The organism is Propionicicella superfundia DSM 22317 (genome assembly GCF_000423465.1).
Lineage (GTDB): Bacteria > Actinomycetota > Actinomycetes > Propionibacteriales > Propionibacteriaceae > Propionicicella > Propionicicella superfundia.
The window spans coordinates 363,843-379,461 of the sequence record NZ_KE384022.1 but is presented as its reverse complement, the minus strand read 5'-3'; the positions used below and the strand labels follow the sequence as shown (position 1 = coordinate 379,461).

Below are 15,619 nucleotides of genomic sequence, written 5' to 3'. Positions count from 1 at the left end.
TATCCCGTTGGGCGCGTGTCACGGCCGTGACACCCATGGAAACTGTGACGGGAATGTGAGCGAATGCCGCCGGGACGGATCGGGGAGGCGTTTTCCGAACGGCCGAAGCGCCTCGTGGGCCAGGGCTTTCGGTTTCGCCGGGCAGCGAGCCGCGCGAACGCGAAGACCTGTGCGCGGGCCGTGTCGCGGCGCCTCCGCGGGCGCCCTCAGTCGAAGATGGGGCCCACCGTGCGGGAGCGCTTCAGCTCGAAGAAGCCGGGATAGGAGGTCACTTTGACGAACCCGTCGAACAGATCGCCGGCGGCCTCGCCCTTCGGGGCGGGGGAGAGAACCGGGCCGAACAGCGACATTCCGTTCACACGGATGACGGGGGTGCCGACCTCGTCTCCGACCGGGTCCATGCCCTCGTGGTGGGAGGCGCGCAAGGCGTCGTCGTTCGCGTCGGTCTCGCCGCGGTCGGCGAGTCCGGCAGGCAGCCCGGCGTCGGCGAGAGCGGCCTCGATCGTCGCCCGCTCGCGCGGCTCGGCCCGGTTGTGGAACCGTGTCCCGATCGCCGTGTACCACTCGCGCAGCTTGTCGGAGCCGTACTCCTGCTCGACGGCGATGCTCACGCGGGCCGGTGCCCACGCGAGAGCCATCAGTGTGAGGTAGTCGTCGGGAAGGTCGCGGCCCTCGTTGAGAACCGAGAGGCTCATCACATGGAAGACGGTGTGCACATCGCGCACCTTCTCGACGTCCAGCATCCAGCGGGAGGACATCCAGGCCCAGGGGCACACGGGGTCGAACCAGAAGTCCACGGTCTGCGTCATGGCGACAGGCTAGACCCGGACCGGGCAGAGTTCGAGACCCGAGACGGCTTCGCGTGCGGATCGGCGCGTCGCTCCACACGGCTCCCACCTGGGATAGTGCAGGCATGCGAGTACACATTGCGACCGACCATGCCGCCTTCGAGGTGAAGCAGTTCCTCGTCGAGGAGCTCACGCGTCGGGGGTACGAGATCGTCGACCACGGCGCGCGCGACTACGACGCGCTCGACGACTACCCCGATTTCTGCATTCCCTGCGCCGAGGCCGTCGTGGGCGACCCGGGATCGCTCGGAATCGTCCTCGGGGGATCGGGCAACGGCGAGCAGATCGCAGCCAACAAGGTGTCGGGCGTCCGCGCGGGGTTGGCCTACAACCCGGAACTGGCGCGTCTCACCCGCGAGCACAACGATGCGAATGTCCTGTCGATCGGCGGCCGGATGCAGTCCAGTGAGGAAGCCCTGGAGATGGCCCTCGTCTTTCTCACCACCCCCTACAGCAACGATCCGCGGCATCAGCGGCGCATCGACAAGCTGAACGCCTACGAGGAGCAGACGAAGAAGTGAGCGGCGGCGTCCCGCGGATCGGAGGTGGCGGGTGCCCGAAGGTCATGTGACCCATCGACTCGCCCGCGATCTCACCGCCGACTTCGCCGGACGTCCGGTGCGCGTCAGCAGTCCGCAGGGTCGCTTCGGCGCCGAGGCGTCGCTGCTGGACGGTCATGCGTGCCGGGAGGCGGAGGCGGTCGGCAAGCATCTGTTCGTGCGCTTCGCCGATCTGCCCGAACCGTATGTGCACATTCATCTGGGGCTGATCGGCAAGCTCCGTGTCGGGCCCGCCGGATCACGGCTGTTCGACACCGACGACGAGTCGACGCTGCGGCTGCGTCTCGCCGCGGACGGGCGCGTCGCCGAGTTGCGCGGCCCGCAATGGTGCCGGCTCGTGTCCGGCGAGGTCCGCGACCGCGTCCTCGCGGAGTCGGGCCCCGATCCGCTGCGCGCCGACGCCGACCCTGCCAGGGCGTGGGCGCGGATCGGGCGTTCCCGCCGGCCGATCGGGGCGCTGCTGATGGATCAGCGGATCACCGCCGGGGTGGGCAACATCTTCCGTGCCGAGGTGCTGTTCCGTCAGCGGATGAGCCCGTTCCGGGAGGGGCAGCGGGTCACCCGCCCGGCGTTCGGCCGGATCTGGGCCGACCTCGTCGGGCTCATGGAGGACGCGGTGACGACCGGACGCATCGACAGCGTCCTGCCCGAGCACGAGCCCGAGGCGATGGGCCGTGCGCCGCGCCTGGACCGCCACGGCGGCGAGGTGTACGTGTACCGCCGTGCCGGACAGGAGTGCCTGGTCTGCGGGCGCGAGGTCTCGACGGCCGTGCTGCAGGGCCGCAACCTGTACTGGTGCCGGCATTGTCAGCGTCGGTGAGGTCTGGTCGCCGGGACGAGGCTCCGGGCGCGGACGCGGGTCTTGTGCCGTGCGTGGCGGGCCGGTGCCTGCTGCCGCCGGGGCGGTGGCGGTTCGGTGAGGAAGTGCCACAGAACCCTCTCGCGGTGAGTTAGGCGATGCTAGCCTCATATACGTGACCGCGATTACCGAACAGTTGTGTGCGAGATGCCTCGCCAGCCCGCCGCCGGAGGCGTGCGACAAGGCGTGCTCTCTCGCCGATCTTCGTCGCGGCATCCGAGGCACGATCCTCGGCTTCACCGCCGAACTCGACCCGCATATCGCGCGACGCCTGTTCGACCTCGGCTTCGTCCCGGGCGCCGACGCCGAGCTCCTTCGCAAGGCGCCGTTGCGCGACCCCCTCATGTTCCGCGTCGCAGGCACCGAGATCGTCCTGCGCAGACACGAAGCCAGACACGTCCTGATCGCCGCCTGATGTCCCACAACCATCATGGCGGTGCGACCGCCACGGCTACCGGCCTGCGCAGATTCGCCCTGGTCGGCAGTCCGAACTCCGGGAAGACCACCCTGTTCAACGCCCTCACCGGGCTGCGCGCCAAGACGGGCAACTACCCGGGCGTGACGGTGTCGCGCTACGAAGGCGTGACCAAGCTGCCCGACGGGGACAAGGCCGCCGTCGAGGATCTGCCCGGTGCGTACAGCCTCGACCCGATCAGCCCCGACGAGGACATCGTCGCGCAGGTGCTCGACCGTGATCACCACCACGTCCCGACGCCCGACGCGCTGCTGGTGACCCTCGACGCCACCTCCCTGCAGCGGTCGCTCGGCTTCCTCGCGCACGTCCTGCAGGCCGGCCTCCCGGTGTGTGTCGTCCTCACCTTCGCCGACGAGCACGCGCGACGCCGCGGATCGGTCGATGCGCAGGCGCTGGAGCGGGCGCTGGGCGTGACGGTCGTGACCGTGACGGCCGGCCGGCCGGACGAACTCGCCGTGCTGCGGGACGCCATGACGCGCGTGGGCGAATGGCCTGCCCCCGTCGTCCCGCCGCCGACGGACCCCGAGCAGGTGACGGCCTGGATCCGGTCGGTGCTGCAGCGTGCCGAGTACACGGCGGCCGGCACGGACACCCGGACGAACCGGGCCGACGCCGTCCTGCTCCACCCGGTGTGGGGCACGCTCATCTTCTTCGTCACGATGTTCGTCTTCTTCCAGACGGTGTTCACCGTCGCGGCCCCGCTTCAGGGATGGGTCGAGGAGGGGTTCGCCTGGCTGGGCGAACTGGCCCGCGAGAGCATCCCGATCGGCTGGCTGTCGAGCTTCGTGGCGGACGCCCTCATCGGCGGCGTCGGCGGGGTGCTCGTGTTCATCCCGCAGATCGCACTCCTGTTCATCCTCATCGCGCTGCTCGAAGGGTCCGGGTACATGTCGCGGGCGGCGTTCCTGATGGACCGCGTCATGGCGTCGGCGGGGCTCGAGGGGCGGGCCTTCGTGGCGCTCCTGTCGTCGGTCGCGTGCGCCATCCCCGGCATCATGGCGACCCGTTCGCTGCCGAGCGCGAAGGACCGGATCGCCACCATGATGGGTGCGCCGCTCATGACGTGCGCGGCGCGGCTGCCGGTGTATGTGCTGCTGATCGGCATGCTGGTGCCGGCGGACCTCCGCTGGGGTCCGATCGGGCTGCAGGGCACGATCATGTTCGGGCTGTACCTGCTGGGTGCGGTCGCCGCCATGACCGCGGCGTGGGTCACGAAGCGGCTCACGGGCAGGCGGGGCGTCCGGATGCCCTTCTACATGGAGATGCCGAGCTACCGGATGCCGCGGCTCCGGTCGGTCGTGACCTCGGTGTGGGACGCCTGCAAGGCGTTCCTGCGCAAGGTGAGCACGATCATCCTCCTGACGACCGTCGTCCTCTGGGTCGCCCTGAACCTGCCGTTGCAGTCGACGACGTCCATGGAGGCCGCGGGCGTCGACACGTCCGACGACGCCGCGGTCTCGTCCTACGTCCTGGAGCACTCGTACGCGGCGAGCGCCGGCAAGGCCGTCGAGCCGGTGTTCGAGCCGTTGGGCTTCGACTGGCGCGTGAACATCGCCGTGATCTCGACCTTCGCCGCGCGCGAGGTGTTCGTGGCGACGCTGGGGCAGATCGCAGCCGCGTCCGATCCGGAGGACCCGGCCGGGGCGCTGGAGCAGATGACGGTCGACCACGGCCCGAACGCGGGGCAGCCTCTGTTCACGCCCGGAACGATCGCGGCGTTGATGATCTTCTTCGCGTTCGCCCTCCAATGCATGTCGACGATCGGAACCATGCGGCGCGAGACCGGGACGTGGAAGTGGCCGGTGATCGCCTGGACGTCGTACTTCGCGGCCGCCTGGGTGTTCGCGTTCCTCACCAAGAACCTGGTCGAGCTGTTCCTATGAACACGATCCGTGTGGCGTCGTCCCCGCTGCCGGTCCACCCCGAACCGGTGGCGGCGGACGGACGCGCGCTGCTGTGGCACGTGCCTGTCGCGGTGCCGCTGCCGGTGGGTCGGGTCGCCGCCGCGCCGGGGGCGCTGGGGGAGCTGTTCGCCGATGCGACGCTGTCCGACGGGCTGGTCGCGCGTGGCCTGGTGTGGCTGTGGCTGTCCGACGGCCGCTCGTGGCGGGCCGAGGGCGCGCAGGTGCGCGAGGCCCTGCAGGCGGCGCTGGTGGAGCCGCAGCGGTGGGGCGTCGTCCCGGCCGGGGCCGAGGTTCTCTCCCGGGTCACCGACTACGTCCTGGCCGGCACGCTCGGGGCGTACATCGCCTCGCACGGCGGCCGGATCGAGGTATCCGGGGTCACCGACGAGGTCGTCGAGTTCGCCTTCGAGGGCGCGTGCGCCCAGTGCCCCGCGGCCGACGACACCCTGCACTCACGCCTGGAGAGCGCGGTGCGCGAGCACTATCCCGCGCTGACGGGCGTGGTGGAGAGGCCGTCGCCGCGTGCGCTGCGCCGCCTGCTGCCGTGGCCCACCCTGCGCCGCGCGGGCTGAGCGGCCCCGCATCGGATTTTCGGTTGGCCCCGTGCGCCGGGCGGCGGGTAAGCTGCCACCGCCACGGGGCGTAGCGCAGTGGCTAGCGCGCCTGCTTTGGGAGCAGGAGATCGCAGGTTCGAGTCCTGTCGCCCCGACTGCTGGAATGTGGGCAGCCCGTCCCGTACGAGGGCGCTGTCGAGGTTCCACTGCTGGGAGGGACTGGCCAGGTCGTGGACGGGGGTCCGGGCTGGTGCTGATGTGCGGGCGCACACGGACGATCCCCGAGGTCGGGCCGTGGAGGTCGTCCAGAGACTCGGGGTGTCGTAGGGGATGGTCTGCTCGAAGCCGAGGCCGCGCTGAACTGTGGCACTCATGGTCGAGCCCCCCCTTCTCCGTTCGCAGGCATGTCGCCGGTCGGGATCCCGGTCATCCCCGTCAGCTCGTCAGACTCCATCTCCGTCCTTCCTTCGCGCCGAGCCCCCGGAGGGGTCGGTACCGGGACACATCGGTCGTCCCCCGGCCCGCCGTGCGGGACCGGAGGACGCCGGGCACACCCGCCTGCGCTCAGCCCTTGACGGCACCTGCGGTGAGGCCGCGGATGAAGAACCGCTGCAGCTCGAACCCGCCGTCACGTTTGGGTAGTTCGCTCGCTCATATTTGTGGAATATCAGTGCTCACGAGTCCTACCTGCGGCTACTCGAGGACCTGTTCCTCGTCGTCCGGCTGCCGGCGTGGGGCAAGACGCTGCGCTCGCGGGTGAGCGCCCGCCCGAAGGTGCAGGTCCCGGACGCTGTAGGTCGGCTTGCATGCCGGGCCTGCCGTCATCGGTCGGCCGGTGAGCGGCTCTCGGGCGCATCTGTCCGTCGGAACAGCTCGGCGGGCTTGCCACGGGCGCCTCGGCGCCGTTCGCCCGTGGGCACGAGGTGGGGCAGCATCGTGCGGCGGAAGGTGTCCGCGACCAGGCGTTCGCCGAGGACGGCTTCGTGGAGCAGGCGGAGGTCCCTGATGGTGAGGCCGTCGCCGCTGTGCGGCAGGAGATGCCACGGGTCGGGTTGCCCGCGGTACTGGCGGCGCAGCGTCGTGGCGGCGTGGGCGACGATCTCGGTGTGGTCGTAGGCGAGGGCGGGGTGTTCGTCCACGGCGACCAGGCGGGTGTGGGCGGTCAGCCGGATCCGATCCGCACGAACGGCGTCCACATGGGCCACGGACAGCACCCAGCCGCGATCGTCCCGGGTGGGGCTGTCGAAGACCCGCAACTGGCGTGGGGCGAGACCTTCGACCGCGGCCTTCTCGTGCAACGCCCGCAGCGCCGCCTCGCGCAGTGTCTCGCGCGGGTGCAGGAACGTGCCGGGCAGCCGCTCCCGAGCCGCGTCGCCCCGCACCAGCAGGACGCACAGCCGGCCCTCGTGCACCGTGAGGACGGCCGTGTCGACCGCGACGGACGGACGCGGGTAGTCCTCGAGCGTCCGTCCGGAGCCGTCCCGGTACGGGGGCTCGGTGACGTCCATGACCACAGATTAGACGGATTCTGCGCAAAGTGTCGATCGTTCGCTACACTCCTTCCAGATAATTAGACGATGATTGCGTTAAAGGGGGAGGCCGGTGGCTGGGATGCTCGAAGTGGGCCCTGTCGAACTGGACCGGGCGGTCGGCGCCGTGGTCGCGTCCGCCGCGGGGGACGCGCTGGGCTCGGCGTACGAGTTCGGCGACGGGCTCGCGGACGACCAGGCCCCGGAGTTCGGCCGTGGGGTGTTCGGCCACGACGCAGGGGAGTGGACGGATGACACCTCGATGGCCGTCCCGATCCTCGAGGCCCTCGCCCGAGGCGAGTCGCTGGGCGAACCGGGCGTCCTCGCCGGCATCGTCGCCCGCTGGTCGGAGTGGTCCGTCACGGCGAAGGACGTCGGTGTGCAGACCCGCGCCGTTCTCGGTCACCTGCGCGGCGAGATCTCCGAGGCCGCGGCGCGGACGGCTGCGCGCGCCGTCCACGAGCGTGCCGGGCACAGCGCGGGCAACGGCTCCCTGATGCGCACCGGGCCGGTCGCGCTGGGCTACCTCGCCGAGGGCGCCGAGTCGCGCCTCGCCGACGCCGCCGGCCGGATCGCCCGGCTCACCCACGATGAGCAGGACAACGTCGACGCGGTCGTGCTGTGGTCGCTCGCCATCCGCCACGCCGTCCGCACCGGCGAACTCGACGTCCAGGCGGGCCTGTCCCGGGTGGACGCCGACCGTCGCGACCGATGGGCCGCGTTGATCGACGAGGCGGTGGCCCCCGGGATCCACCCGCGCCATTTCCGCGCCGGGAACGGCTGGGTGGTGCGCGCCTTCCAGGGCGCGCTCGCTGCGATCGTCGGCGCGGCCGGCGTCCAGGAAGCCCTGTCGCGCGCCGTGCGGGGCGGCGGCGACACCGACACGGTGGCGGCGATCGCCGGGAGCCTCGCCGGCGCGGTCTGGGGCGCGACGCAGGTTCCGCCGGACTGGCAGCGTCGCCTGCACGGCTGGCCCGGCCTCGGCGCCGACGACCTGACCCGGCTCGCCGTCCTCGCCGCCCGGGGCGGGCGGCCCGACGCGGAGGCCTGCGGACCCCCGGAGCGCGGTCCCGGCGACGCCACCTCGAACGGATGGAGACCGGCATGAACTGGACCGAGATCCTCGGGTTCGTCACCGGCGCCCTGTGCGTGTGGCTCGCCGTGCGCCAGAACATCTGGACCTTCGCCGTGGGGATCGCGAACAACGTCTTCTTCTTCGTGCTGTTCATCGGAGCGGGCCTCTATGCGGACGCCTGGCTGCAGGTGCTGTACCTGGCACTCGGCATCCTCGGCTGGTACTGGTGGCTGAACGGCGGCCATGACCGCACCGCGCTCGTTGTGCGGAGGACCCCGTGGTGGGGCTGGTGCGTCGCGGTGTCCGTGGTCGCCGCGGGCACCTGGGCGATCTGGGCGCTGCTGTCGACCCACACCGACTCCACGGTGCCCTGGGGCGACGCGGCGACGACGGCGCTCTCGCTCGGCGCGCAGGTGATGCTGAACCGCAAGTGGATCGGCAACTGGATCCTCTGGATCGCCGCGGACGTGATCTACATCGCCCTCTACGCCCACAAGGAGCTCTTCCTGACCGCCGGGCTGTACGGCCTGTTCCTCGTCATGTGCTTCGTCGGCCTGGCCCAGTGGCGAGCCGCCGCCCGTGCATCCGCGCCCGCCGAGGTGACGGCATGAGACGCGCGCACGGCCTCGTCCTCGGGAAGTTCTACCCGCTGCACGCGGGGCACGAGCACCTGATCGCCGCGGCGGCGTCCGTGTGCCGCCGGGTCACCGTGCAGGTGCTCGGGTCGTCCCAGGAGTCCGTCCCGCTGGACGTGCGCGCGGGCTGGGTCCGTGACCGCTTCCCGATGCTGAACGTCGTCGCCGCCATGGACGAGGCCGAGGTCGACTTCGATTCCCCGCAGGCATGGGACGCGCACATGACGGTGATCGAGGCGCTCCTCGACGCCCCGGTGGACGCCGTGTTCACGTCCGACTCCTACGGGGCGGAGCTTGCCCGGCGGCTCGGCGCCGAGTGGCACCGGATCGATCCCGGCCGGCGATCGCTCCCGACCTCCGGGACCGCGGTGCGCGGCGACGTCCCGGGCCACTGGTGGGCGCTGTCCCCGGCTGTGCGCGAGTGGTTCTGCCGACGGGTGGTGGTGGTCGGCGCGGAGTCGACCGGGACCACGACCCTGGCGCAGGCGCTCGCCGCGCACTACGGGACCCTCCAGGTGCCCGAGTACGGGCGGACGTGGTCCGAGATCAGGCCCGGCGGTGCGGACGCCCCATGGCACACCGCCGAGTTCGACCTCATCGTGGCCGAGCACCAGCGGCAGGAACGCGACGCGATGCGCACCGCTCCGATTCCTCTGGTGGTCTCCGACACCGACGTGCTCGCGACGACGATCTGGCACGAGCGGTACGTCGGGCGCCCGTCGCCGTCGGTGAGGCGACGGGCGGCGGAATGGAAGCCCGATCTGTACGTGCTGACCGGCGATGAGATTCCTTTCGTCCAGGACGGCATGCGGGACGGGGAGCACCTGCGGCACGCGATGCAGCGGAGGTTCCGCGCGGTGCTCGCTGTCCACGGGGTTCGCTGGGTCGAGGTGCAGGGCCCTCCCGCGGCCAGGCTCCGGCAGGCGGTTCGGCAGGTGGACGAACTCCTCGCCGCCGGCTGGCACCTGCGCGAGCCGCTCGGATGACCCCTGGGGCCGTCGCTGTCGACGTCCCAGGAGTCTCTCGCCGGGCCTGCGGCGCCCGCCGGTCATGCCGGAGGCATCGACGATCCGCCGACGGCACCTCCCCGCGACGCGCGCGGCCATGGCGATCGCCGGCGCGCTGGCGTACCCGTCGATCGTCGAGCTCGGCCCGGCCGCGCGCTTCTGGAGTTAGTGCAGCCTTATCTTCCTTGTTTCGAGGGATATTCCGGCTTATCGTCTGACGCGTCAGATGCGCAGAACGAAATACGAGTTCAGGAGAAGAGCATGAGTGCTGCAACAGCTGTCAAGTCGTGCGCCGTTTCCGCCTGCGCCTACAACAACGGAGGATGCACCGCTTTCGCCGTCACGATCGGTGGAGCCGCGGGCAAGCCTTCCTGCGGGACGTTCGTCGCGCTCGACGCGCGGGGCGGTCTCGTCGGCACGCAAGGTGTCGTCGGTGCTTGTCAGCGGCTGGAATGCGTCCATAACAACGATCTGATGTGCAGTGTTGACGCCATCGAGGTCGGGGGCGACGCGGCCACCTGTCAGGTGTACGAAGTCCGTTGATCCACAAAGAGTGAGGCGTGGGCCCCGAGTGTTCGGGGCCCACGCACTCTCGACCGTGGTGTTGTCAGATACGCGGAGTATTCACCAAGGCCGAGTCTTTGATTAACGAAACGCATTGTTCGTTTAATTCGTGAGCGGATGTCGCCTCTTCGGCGAATCGGGCGAAGACGGTCGTCGCCACCCCGTGCCGGACCCGCATCAACAGCGTCCCCGTGCGGTCGACGTCCACGCACAGGATCTGGTCGTGGTGAGGGCACGCGCCCGGGACTGCACGCCGCAGGAGCACGTCTCCGCGCACAGTGCCCTCGCAGACCGCGGTGTGCAGGCCCATGAGGGCCTCGTCGCCGCAGCCGGCCACAGCGTCCAGGGCATCCAACTCCTCGTCGGGTGCGGGGAACGGCATCCGAGCGGATGCGCCCGTCGCCGACGCGGCCACGGCCGAGAAGGCCAGGGGCGTCACGCCGTAGCTGTCGTGGAGCAGGACGCGATCCGCACCGACCACGCCGAGACGCCCGCCGGTGCTCGCCGCGACGGCCGCCACCCGCGGAGGCACCTCGCCACGCGCCAGCATCCGCGACGCGATGTCGTCGGGGATCCACTCGAAGACGCCGAGCAGGTGCATGCCGGAGGCGGTCACCTCGGCCCTCGGGTCGGACGAGCCCTTCATGATGTCCGCCCGCACGTCGACGGGTGTGGAGTCCGCGAGGCCCATCTCCCAGCTTTGGGCGCTCGGACAGCCGGCGACCAGCAATTCTCCCGAGCTGGACAGTCCGTGGGCGAGTGCGTCGACGACCGGAACAGGGTCGTGTCGGTACGCGACCAGCGCGAGGCTGCCCGCACCGCTCAACAGGCGTGCGGCCAGGGATGTTGCGCGCGTCGCGCGCCACGACTGGTCGTCGGTGATCGGCTCGGATTCGGGTGCCGCCATCAGCGCTGGCCTCCCTCGGTGACGATTAGGTGAGGCTTAGCTTACTTGCTCTCAGCGATTCGTGTGAGGGGGAGTCCGCCGTGCGATCAGAGGAGCCATCGCGCGGGTGATCGGAGCCAGGTCGGCCTGCCTGCCGAGCGTGGTGATCGCCAGCCCGAGGTGAGGCACCACGACCGCGTACTGGCCATCGCTGCCCTCGCCATAGTAGATGCCGTCCGTGCTGATCCACAGTCCGAGCCCGTAGGCCCGCTTCGGGAGGGTCGCCGACGCGTCGCACAGGTCCGGAGTGCCGGTGAGGGGCGAGCGCATCAGGTCGCACCAGGACGCCGGGACGAGTTCTCGCCCGTCGAAGCGGCCGTCGTCGAGCAGCAGTCGCGCCAGCCGGTGTGCGCCGTCGCCGTCCAGACGCAGGCCCGTGCACCCCGCGTCGAACCGGCCGAGGGCGCGCCACTCGAAGCGGGAGACGCCGAGCGGGTGCAGGACGAGTTCCCCGGCCCAGGCGCTGAGTCGCCTGCCCGTTCCGGCCTGCAGCAACACCGACGCCAGATACGCCCCGGCGTTCGAATAGCTGAAGTGGGCGCCGGGCTCGTGTGCGAGCGGATGCACGAGGACATACGTCAGGAGGTCATCGAGGTCGCGGCCGCGGAGCTCCTCGCGGAACAGGAATCCCTGGTCGTGGCCGATCGTGTTGTTCAGCAGATGCCACAGCCGCACCTGCTCCCACGCCGGGTCGACGCCGCCGTCGACCAGCCCCAGGTCCCGCAGCGTGGGCAGGATCGGCAGGTCGGGCTCGATCGGGCGTCCGCCGAGGAGAACGCCGCGGCCGGCGGCCGCCCCCAGCGTCAGCGCCACGACCGTCTTGCTGACCGATCGGAGGTCGACGAGTTCGTCCGGCGCGTGGCCGAAGGTGCAGGTGAACGTGCCGTCGTCGTCGCTCGCGACGAGGGAGGACATGTCCAGGGGCCGACCGGTCCGGTCGCGCAGGCCGCCCATGAGGGCGACCGCCTCGGCGAAACGTCCTTCGTCCATCGGGAGTCAGCCGGTCCGGCCGTGGCTGTCGAGCCACGACGCCAACGTGGTGGCGAACGCGCCGGTGAGCTCCGGCTCGTGGCTCCCGCCGTCGATCGTCCACAGGCCGACGGCCGTGCCGTGGTCGCAGCCGGACCACGTCGTCGGCGTGAGGTCGGCGCCGGGGACGCGCGCGTCGGCATCGAGGCGCGCTCCGGCGCTGCCGATGGTTGCGGAGCAGCCGTCGAGGCGTCGCCACACGTCCACGGAATGGCCTGCGGAGGTGTATGCGTGGTCGTTGTTGGTGCCACCGGCGTAGCGGATGACGTCGTCGTCGGTCCCGTGGATCTGCAGAGCGCTCACCGGAAGGCCGGGGTGGCAGTCGGCGCCGGCGTCCATCGCACCGGCCACGGAGGCGACCGCCGCGACCCGGTCGGCGTGGTCGCAGGCGAACCGGTACGACATGAAGCCCCCGTTGGAATGCCCGATCATGTACACGCGCCCGGGATCGACCGAATAGCGTTCCAGGACGGCGTCGATCACCGTGGCGAGGTAGGTCGAGTCGTCGACGGAGGAACCGCCGAAGTTGCAGCAGGCGTTCGACGCGTTCCAGAAGGGCTTGCCGTTGCGGTCCCTGGTGCCCTGCGGCGTGGCCACGAGGAAGCCCTCCCGGTCGGCGACCGCCTGCAGTGCGAAGAAGCCGAGCATGCTGTCGGCCTGTGCCCCGTACCCGTGCAGGGCCACGATCAGCGCCGTCTTCGCCTCCGCGCGATAGGCAGCGGGCACGTACAGCGCGAACGGACGTCCCGCGACGTCCACCGTGACCGTGCCCGACGGGACCGCACCGGGCTCGCTCGATGTCGCCGCGCGGGCACAGCCCCCCAGCCCGACGACGAGGAGCAGGGCCGCACACACGGCGATGAGCCTGTGGCGCCGGTGGCGACTCGTCCGCATCCGCAGCGTCCCTCCGCATCGTCTCGAAGCCCTTCGTCGTCCGGTCAATCTACGCGTCGCGGCCAACGGCGAGGTCGTGGACACTCTCGTGCGGACGGCACGAAGCCCGGGGCCGGATGATCCCCGGGGTGGTGGAGCCCACCTCCACGATCTGGCTGGTGTGGGCGTGGCTCGGGATTCCTGCCCGGGTCGACGACGCTGCGGTCGTGGGTTCGTGGGGCGTTCGCGCTGCATCCCGCGTCCTCGACGGTGTCGGGATCTGTGGATAACCTCGGAAATGTCTTGTTCTGAAGGGGTGTGGCGGATAGAATCGAACGTATGTTCGAGAGTGTCGAGGCGGTGGCTGGTGATGGGGTGCCGGCCGGGCTGTGGTGCCTGTCGAACGAGGCTCTGTCGAACGAGGCTCTGTTGGACGAGTTGGGCGCGGCGGGTGTGGAGCTGTCGCGGGTGCAGGCCCGCTGGTGGGGGCTGTTGGCCGAGGCCGAGCGGCGGGGCGCGGCGATGGAGGTCCACGAGGTGTCGACGTCGGGGTTGTTGACGAGCGGCAACAGTCATACGGCGCGGGCGGCTCGGGCCGAGGTGCGGTTGGCGACGGAGTTGCGGGCGGTCCCCGAGGTGGCTCGTGCGTTGGCGTCGGGCGGATTGTCTACGGATCAGGCGCGGGGGATCGTGCAGGGTCTGTCTGTGTTGCCCGCCGACGTGCCGGACGCCGACCGGCGGGCGGCCGCGGCGCATCTGGTGGAGTTGGCTGCCGAGCACGGGCCCGACGAGTTGCGGAGGCTGGCGCATCACGTGGTGGCGGTGTTGTCGCCCGACACGGTCGAGGAGGCGGATCGGGCTGCGGTGGAGCGGGCCGACCGGCTCGCGTCTCGTGACCGGTATCTGTCGTGGACGCGTGACGGCGATCACGGGTTGGTGGTTCGTGGCTCGTTGCCGGCCGTGGCGGGGGAGCAGTTGGTTGAGGTGCTGTCGGCGATCTCGGCCCGGGCGCGGGCGGCTGTTGCGGTGTCCGGGGAGCGGCTGTCGAGGGCGCAGGCGAACGCCGACGCATTGGGCGTCTTGGTGGAGCATGCGTTGTCGTGCGGGGTCGCGCCGGTGCATGGGGCGGATCGGCCCCGGGTCGTGGTGACGGTCGATCATGACGTGCTGGTGGGCCGGGTGGCCGGCACGGGGCTGCTGGTCGGGTCCGGTGTCCCGCTCACCGCCGAGCAGGCCCGGCTGGTGGCGTGTGACGCGGGGGTCCTGCCGGTCGTCATGGGTGGCGGTTCGGTGCCGTTGGACGTGGGCCGGGAGCGGCGGTTGTTCACCGGGACGCAGCGGGCGTTCCTGGTGGTGCGCGACCAGGGCTGCGTTCCCGGCCTGTGACCGGCGCCCGGCCGAATGCGAGGCGCATCACATCGTCCCGTGGTGGGCCGGCGGCGCGACCGACGTGGGCAACGCAGCCCTGTTGTGCAGGCATCATCACCGGCTGGTCGAGCCCGATCCGGCCCGGTCGGCCGACAGGCAGTGGGCGGTCCGGTTCGACGCCCACGGCCGGCTCGAGTTCGGCACACCCGTCGGCACCGGCGGCGCCCCACCCGGCCGGCGACGCTGGCGGCAACACCACCGCTACCACCACATCACCACCGAAATCACCACCGAAGCCGACCCCGACAAGTGTGTCTCCTCGGGGCCGGCCCGAGAACGCCTGCGCGACTGGAGAGAGAGGAGGTACTCGTACAGGTCGCCGTTGGTGTCCCGGGTGTCCAGCGGGATGTCGTCGAGCATGTCGACCACCCGCGACAACAGGTGCGGGTCGGAATCGTGAACCCGGCGTCCTGCATGTGATGCGAAAAGGGCGAGCCGTCGCCACACCAGTCTCCGCAACCACGGGAACACGCCGCGGTCGACCTGGTCGAACATGACGTCCGGCGCCTGATCGCGCAGCCGCGACCAGCGGATCTCCCGCTCGCCGGGGCCGAACACAGGGTCGGCGACCGGTTGCCTGGAGCGACGGGCGCTGTTCTCCTGCAACGTCTGCAACTCGTCCAGACGACGGAGGAACAGCAGGTAGGTGAGAGGACGACCCGCCGAGTGCCACACGCGGGCAATAGGCTTCCGGCATGCTGCTCAGTGACCGCGACATCCGATCCGAGATCGACGCCGGCCGCGTCATGATCTCGCCGTGGGAGCCGGAGATGGTTCAGCCGTCGAGTGTGGACGTGCGTCTCGACCGGTTCTTCCGGGTGTTCGAGAACCACCGGTACGCCGTCATCGACCCGGCGGCCGACCAATCCGATCTGACGCGGGAGGTGAGCCCCGAGGGCGACGACCCGTTCATCCTCCATCCGGGCGAGTTCGTGCTGGGTGCGACGTACGAACTCGTCGGGCTGCCCGGGGACATCGCCGCCCGGCTGGAGGGCAAATCGTCCCTCGGCCGGCTCGGGCTGCTCACCCACTCGACGGCCGGCTTCGTCGACCCGGGCTTCCAGGGGCACATCACCCTGGAACTGTCGAACGTGGCGACGCTGCCGATCCTGCTGTACCCGGGCATGAAGATCGGTCAGTTGTGTTTCTTCCGGCTCAGCTCCCCGGCCGAGCACCCCTACGGCAGCACATCGGTGGGGTCGCACTATCAGGGGCAGCGTGGCCCCACGCCCAGCCGCTCCCATCAGGGGTTTCGCCGGACACCGGGCGTGTGAGCCGGTCGGCCCGGCGTCGCGAGACGTCCCTGGGACCGGGCTCGCGACCGCGGCGAGGC

Annotated in this window: 18 protein-coding genes, 1 tRNA gene and 1 pseudogene; 14 read left to right on the top strand and 6 right to left on the bottom strand. The window is 70.7% G+C overall.

Annotated elements, in window-relative coordinates:
• Nucleotides 1–206: 206 nt before the first annotated feature.
• Nucleotides 207–809, bottom strand: coding sequence for a mycothiol-dependent nitroreductase Rv2466c family protein (locus G555_RS0115350; protein WP_028709536.1), 603 nt, complete (start codon nt 807–809; stop codon nt 207–209).
• Between the two features lie 104 nt (nt 810–913).
• On the opposite strand from G555_RS0115350, the gene G555_RS0115345 reads away from it, so the two are divergent.
• From G555_RS0115345 to G555_RS0115320, 6 genes are all read left to right on the top strand, one after another.
• A complete protein-coding gene (locus tag G555_RS0115345) occupies nt 914–1,369 on the top strand; it encodes a ribose-5-phosphate isomerase (RefSeq protein WP_028709535.1) in 456 nt (151 codons plus the stop codon).
• Between the two features lie 31 nt (nt 1,370–1,400).
• Entirely contained in the window at nt 1,401–2,228 is an 828-nt protein-coding gene (locus tag G555_RS0115340; RefSeq protein WP_028709534.1) for an Fpg/Nei family DNA glycosylase, read from the top strand.
• A gap of 154 nt (nt 2,229–2,382) precedes the next feature.
• Nucleotides 2,383–2,682: a FeoA family protein gene (locus tag G555_RS20525; RefSeq protein ID WP_245581294.1), complete on the top strand. Its 300-nt coding sequence runs from the start codon at nt 2,383–2,385 to the stop codon at nt 2,680–2,682.
• On the top strand, nt 2,682–4,625 hold the full coding sequence (gene feoB, locus G555_RS0115330) for a ferrous iron transporter B (protein ID WP_028709533.1): 1,944 nt from the start codon (nt 2,682–2,684) through the stop codon (nt 4,623–4,625). The genes G555_RS20525 and feoB overlap by 1 nt, the downstream gene beginning before the upstream one ends.
• Nucleotides 4,622–5,218: a NifU family protein gene (locus tag G555_RS20520; protein ID WP_051209401.1), complete on the top strand. Its 597-nt coding sequence runs from the start codon at nt 4,622–4,624 to the stop codon at nt 5,216–5,218. Before feoB ends, G555_RS20520 begins: the two co-directional genes overlap by 4 nt.
• Nucleotides 5,219–5,282: 64 nt before the next feature.
• Nucleotides 5,283–5,355: transfer RNA gene (locus G555_RS0115320), tRNA-Pro, on the top strand.
• Nucleotides 5,356–6,021: 666 nt separating this feature from the next.
• Here G555_RS0115320 and G555_RS0115315 read toward each other — a convergent pair.
• A complete protein-coding gene (locus tag G555_RS0115315; protein ID WP_028709532.1) occupies nt 6,022–6,708 on the bottom strand; it encodes an NUDIX hydrolase in 687 nt (228 codons plus the stop codon).
• Between the two features lie 103 nt (nt 6,709–6,811).
• Here G555_RS0115315 and G555_RS20515 point away from each other — a divergent pair, with 103 nt between their 5' ends.
• The 5 genes from G555_RS20515 (at nt 6,812) to G555_RS0115290 (ending at nt 9,989) form a co-directional block, all read left to right on the top strand.
• Complete coding sequence (locus G555_RS20515) at nt 6,812–7,837, top strand: ADP-ribosylglycohydrolase family protein (RefSeq protein ID WP_051209399.1); 1,026 nt, start codon at nt 6,812–6,814, stop codon at nt 7,835–7,837.
• Nucleotides 7,834–8,415, top strand: a complete 582-nt coding sequence (pnuC, locus tag G555_RS20510; RefSeq protein ID WP_084635319.1) for a nicotinamide riboside transporter PnuC — start codon at nt 7,834–7,836, stop codon at nt 8,413–8,415. The genes G555_RS20515 and pnuC overlap by 4 nt, the downstream gene beginning before the upstream one ends.
• Nucleotides 8,412–9,425 carry an AAA family ATPase gene (locus tag G555_RS0115300; RefSeq protein WP_028709531.1) on the top strand — a complete coding sequence of 338 codons (1,014 nt, stop codon included), beginning with the start codon at nt 8,412–8,414 and terminating at the stop codon, nt 9,423–9,425. Before pnuC ends, G555_RS0115300 begins: the two co-directional genes overlap by 4 nt.
• Before the next feature lie 64 nt (nt 9,426–9,489).
• The gene (locus G555_RS23255; RefSeq protein WP_281168205.1) at nt 9,490–9,615 is read left to right on the top strand and encodes a hypothetical protein; all 126 of its coding nucleotides are present in this window, start codon (nt 9,490–9,492) and stop codon (nt 9,613–9,615) included.
• Between the two features lie 92 nt (nt 9,616–9,707).
• Nucleotides 9,708–9,989, top strand: a complete 282-nt coding sequence (locus tag G555_RS0115290) for a DUF1540 domain-containing protein (protein WP_028709530.1) — start codon at nt 9,708–9,710, stop codon at nt 9,987–9,989.
• Between the two features lie 64 nt (nt 9,990–10,053).
• Here G555_RS0115290 and G555_RS0115285 read toward each other — a convergent pair whose 3' ends face one another.
• Genes G555_RS0115285 through G555_RS22675 form a run of 3 tightly spaced genes read right to left on the bottom strand, consistent with a single transcriptional unit; the run spans nt 10,054 to nt 12,840 of the window.
• Nucleotides 10,054–10,917, bottom strand: coding sequence for a hypothetical protein (locus tag G555_RS0115285; RefSeq protein ID WP_028709529.1), 864 nt, complete (start codon nt 10,915–10,917; stop codon nt 10,054–10,056).
• Between the two features lie 51 nt (nt 10,918–10,968).
• Entirely contained in the window at nt 10,969–11,946 is a 978-nt protein-coding gene (locus G555_RS0115280; RefSeq protein WP_028709528.1) for a serine hydrolase domain-containing protein, read from the bottom strand.
• A gap of 6 nt (nt 11,947–11,952) precedes the next feature.
• On the bottom strand, nt 11,953–12,840 hold the full coding sequence (locus G555_RS22675) for a CE1 family esterase (RefSeq protein WP_169337939.1): 888 nt from the start codon (nt 12,838–12,840) through the stop codon (nt 11,953–11,955).
• Nucleotides 12,841–13,197: 357 nt separating this feature from the next.
• Between G555_RS22675 and G555_RS21520 the strand changes: the two genes are divergently transcribed.
• Both G555_RS21520 and G555_RS23435 read left to right on the top strand, forming a co-directional pair.
• Nucleotides 13,198–14,244: a DUF222 domain-containing protein gene (locus G555_RS21520; RefSeq protein WP_028709527.1), complete on the top strand. Its 1,047-nt coding sequence runs from the start codon at nt 13,198–13,200 to the stop codon at nt 14,242–14,244.
• Nucleotides 14,245–14,260: 16 nt separating this feature from the next.
• Nucleotides 14,261–14,338 (top strand): annotated as a pseudogene (locus tag G555_RS23435) (HNH endonuclease); the annotation flags it as partial.
• Between the two features lie 149 nt (nt 14,339–14,487).
• On the opposite strand, the gene G555_RS23155 reads toward G555_RS23435, so the two are convergent.
• A complete protein-coding gene (locus tag G555_RS23155; RefSeq protein WP_028709526.1) occupies nt 14,488–14,961 on the bottom strand; it encodes a type I restriction-modification system subunit M N-terminal domain-containing protein in 474 nt (157 codons plus the stop codon).
• Between the two features lie 20 nt (nt 14,962–14,981).
• Between G555_RS23155 and dcd the strand changes: the two genes are divergently transcribed.
• Entirely contained in the window at nt 14,982–15,560 is a 579-nt protein-coding gene (dcd, locus tag G555_RS0115250; RefSeq protein WP_028709525.1) for a dCTP deaminase, read from the top strand.
• The last annotated feature ends 59 nt before the right edge of the window (nt 15,561–15,619 follow it).

What these genes read in the sequence shown, in the direction of transcription:
- G555_RS0115300 (WP_028709531.1), top strand. Translation starts at nt 8,412, where the DNA reads ATGAGACGCGCGCACGGCCTCGTCCTCGGGAAGTTCTACCCGCTGCAC.
- G555_RS0115280 (WP_028709528.1), bottom strand. Translation starts at nt 11,946, where the DNA reads ATGGACGAAGGACGTTTCGCCGAGGCGGTCGCCCTCATGGGCGGCCTG.
- dcd (WP_028709525.1), top strand. Translation starts at nt 14,982, where the DNA reads ATGCTGCTCAGTGACCGCGACATCCGATCCGAGATCGACGCCGGCCGC.
- G555_RS0115290 (WP_028709530.1), top strand. Translation starts at nt 9,708, where the DNA reads ATGAGTGCTGCAACAGCTGTCAAGTCGTGCGCCGTTTCCGCCTGCGCC.
- G555_RS0115285 (WP_028709529.1), bottom strand. Translation starts at nt 10,917, where the DNA reads ATGGCGGCACCCGAATCCGAGCCGATCACCGACGACCAGTCGTGGCGC.
- G555_RS0115315 (WP_028709532.1), bottom strand. Translation starts at nt 6,708, where the DNA reads ATGGACGTCACCGAGCCCCCGTACCGGGACGGCTCCGGACGGACGCTC.
- G555_RS0115345 (WP_028709535.1), top strand. Translation starts at nt 914, where the DNA reads ATGCGAGTACACATTGCGACCGACCATGCCGCCTTCGAGGTGAAGCAG.
- G555_RS20515 (WP_051209399.1), top strand. Translation starts at nt 6,812, where the DNA reads ATGCTCGAAGTGGGCCCTGTCGAACTGGACCGGGCGGTCGGCGCCGTG.
- G555_RS23255 (WP_281168205.1), top strand. Translation starts at nt 9,490, where the DNA reads ATGCCGGAGGCATCGACGATCCGCCGACGGCACCTCCCCGCGACGCGC.
- pnuC (WP_084635319.1), top strand. Translation starts at nt 7,834, where the DNA reads ATGAACTGGACCGAGATCCTCGGGTTCGTCACCGGCGCCCTGTGCGTG.
- feoB (WP_028709533.1), top strand. Translation starts at nt 2,682, where the DNA reads ATGTCCCACAACCATCATGGCGGTGCGACCGCCACGGCTACCGGCCTG.
- G555_RS20520 (WP_051209401.1), top strand. Translation starts at nt 4,622, where the DNA reads ATGAACACGATCCGTGTGGCGTCGTCCCCGCTGCCGGTCCACCCCGAA.
- G555_RS21520 (WP_028709527.1), top strand. Translation starts at nt 13,198, where the DNA reads ATGTTCGAGAGTGTCGAGGCGGTGGCTGGTGATGGGGTGCCGGCCGGG.
- G555_RS0115350 (WP_028709536.1), bottom strand. Translation starts at nt 809, where the DNA reads ATGACGCAGACCGTGGACTTCTGGTTCGACCCCGTGTGCCCCTGGGCC.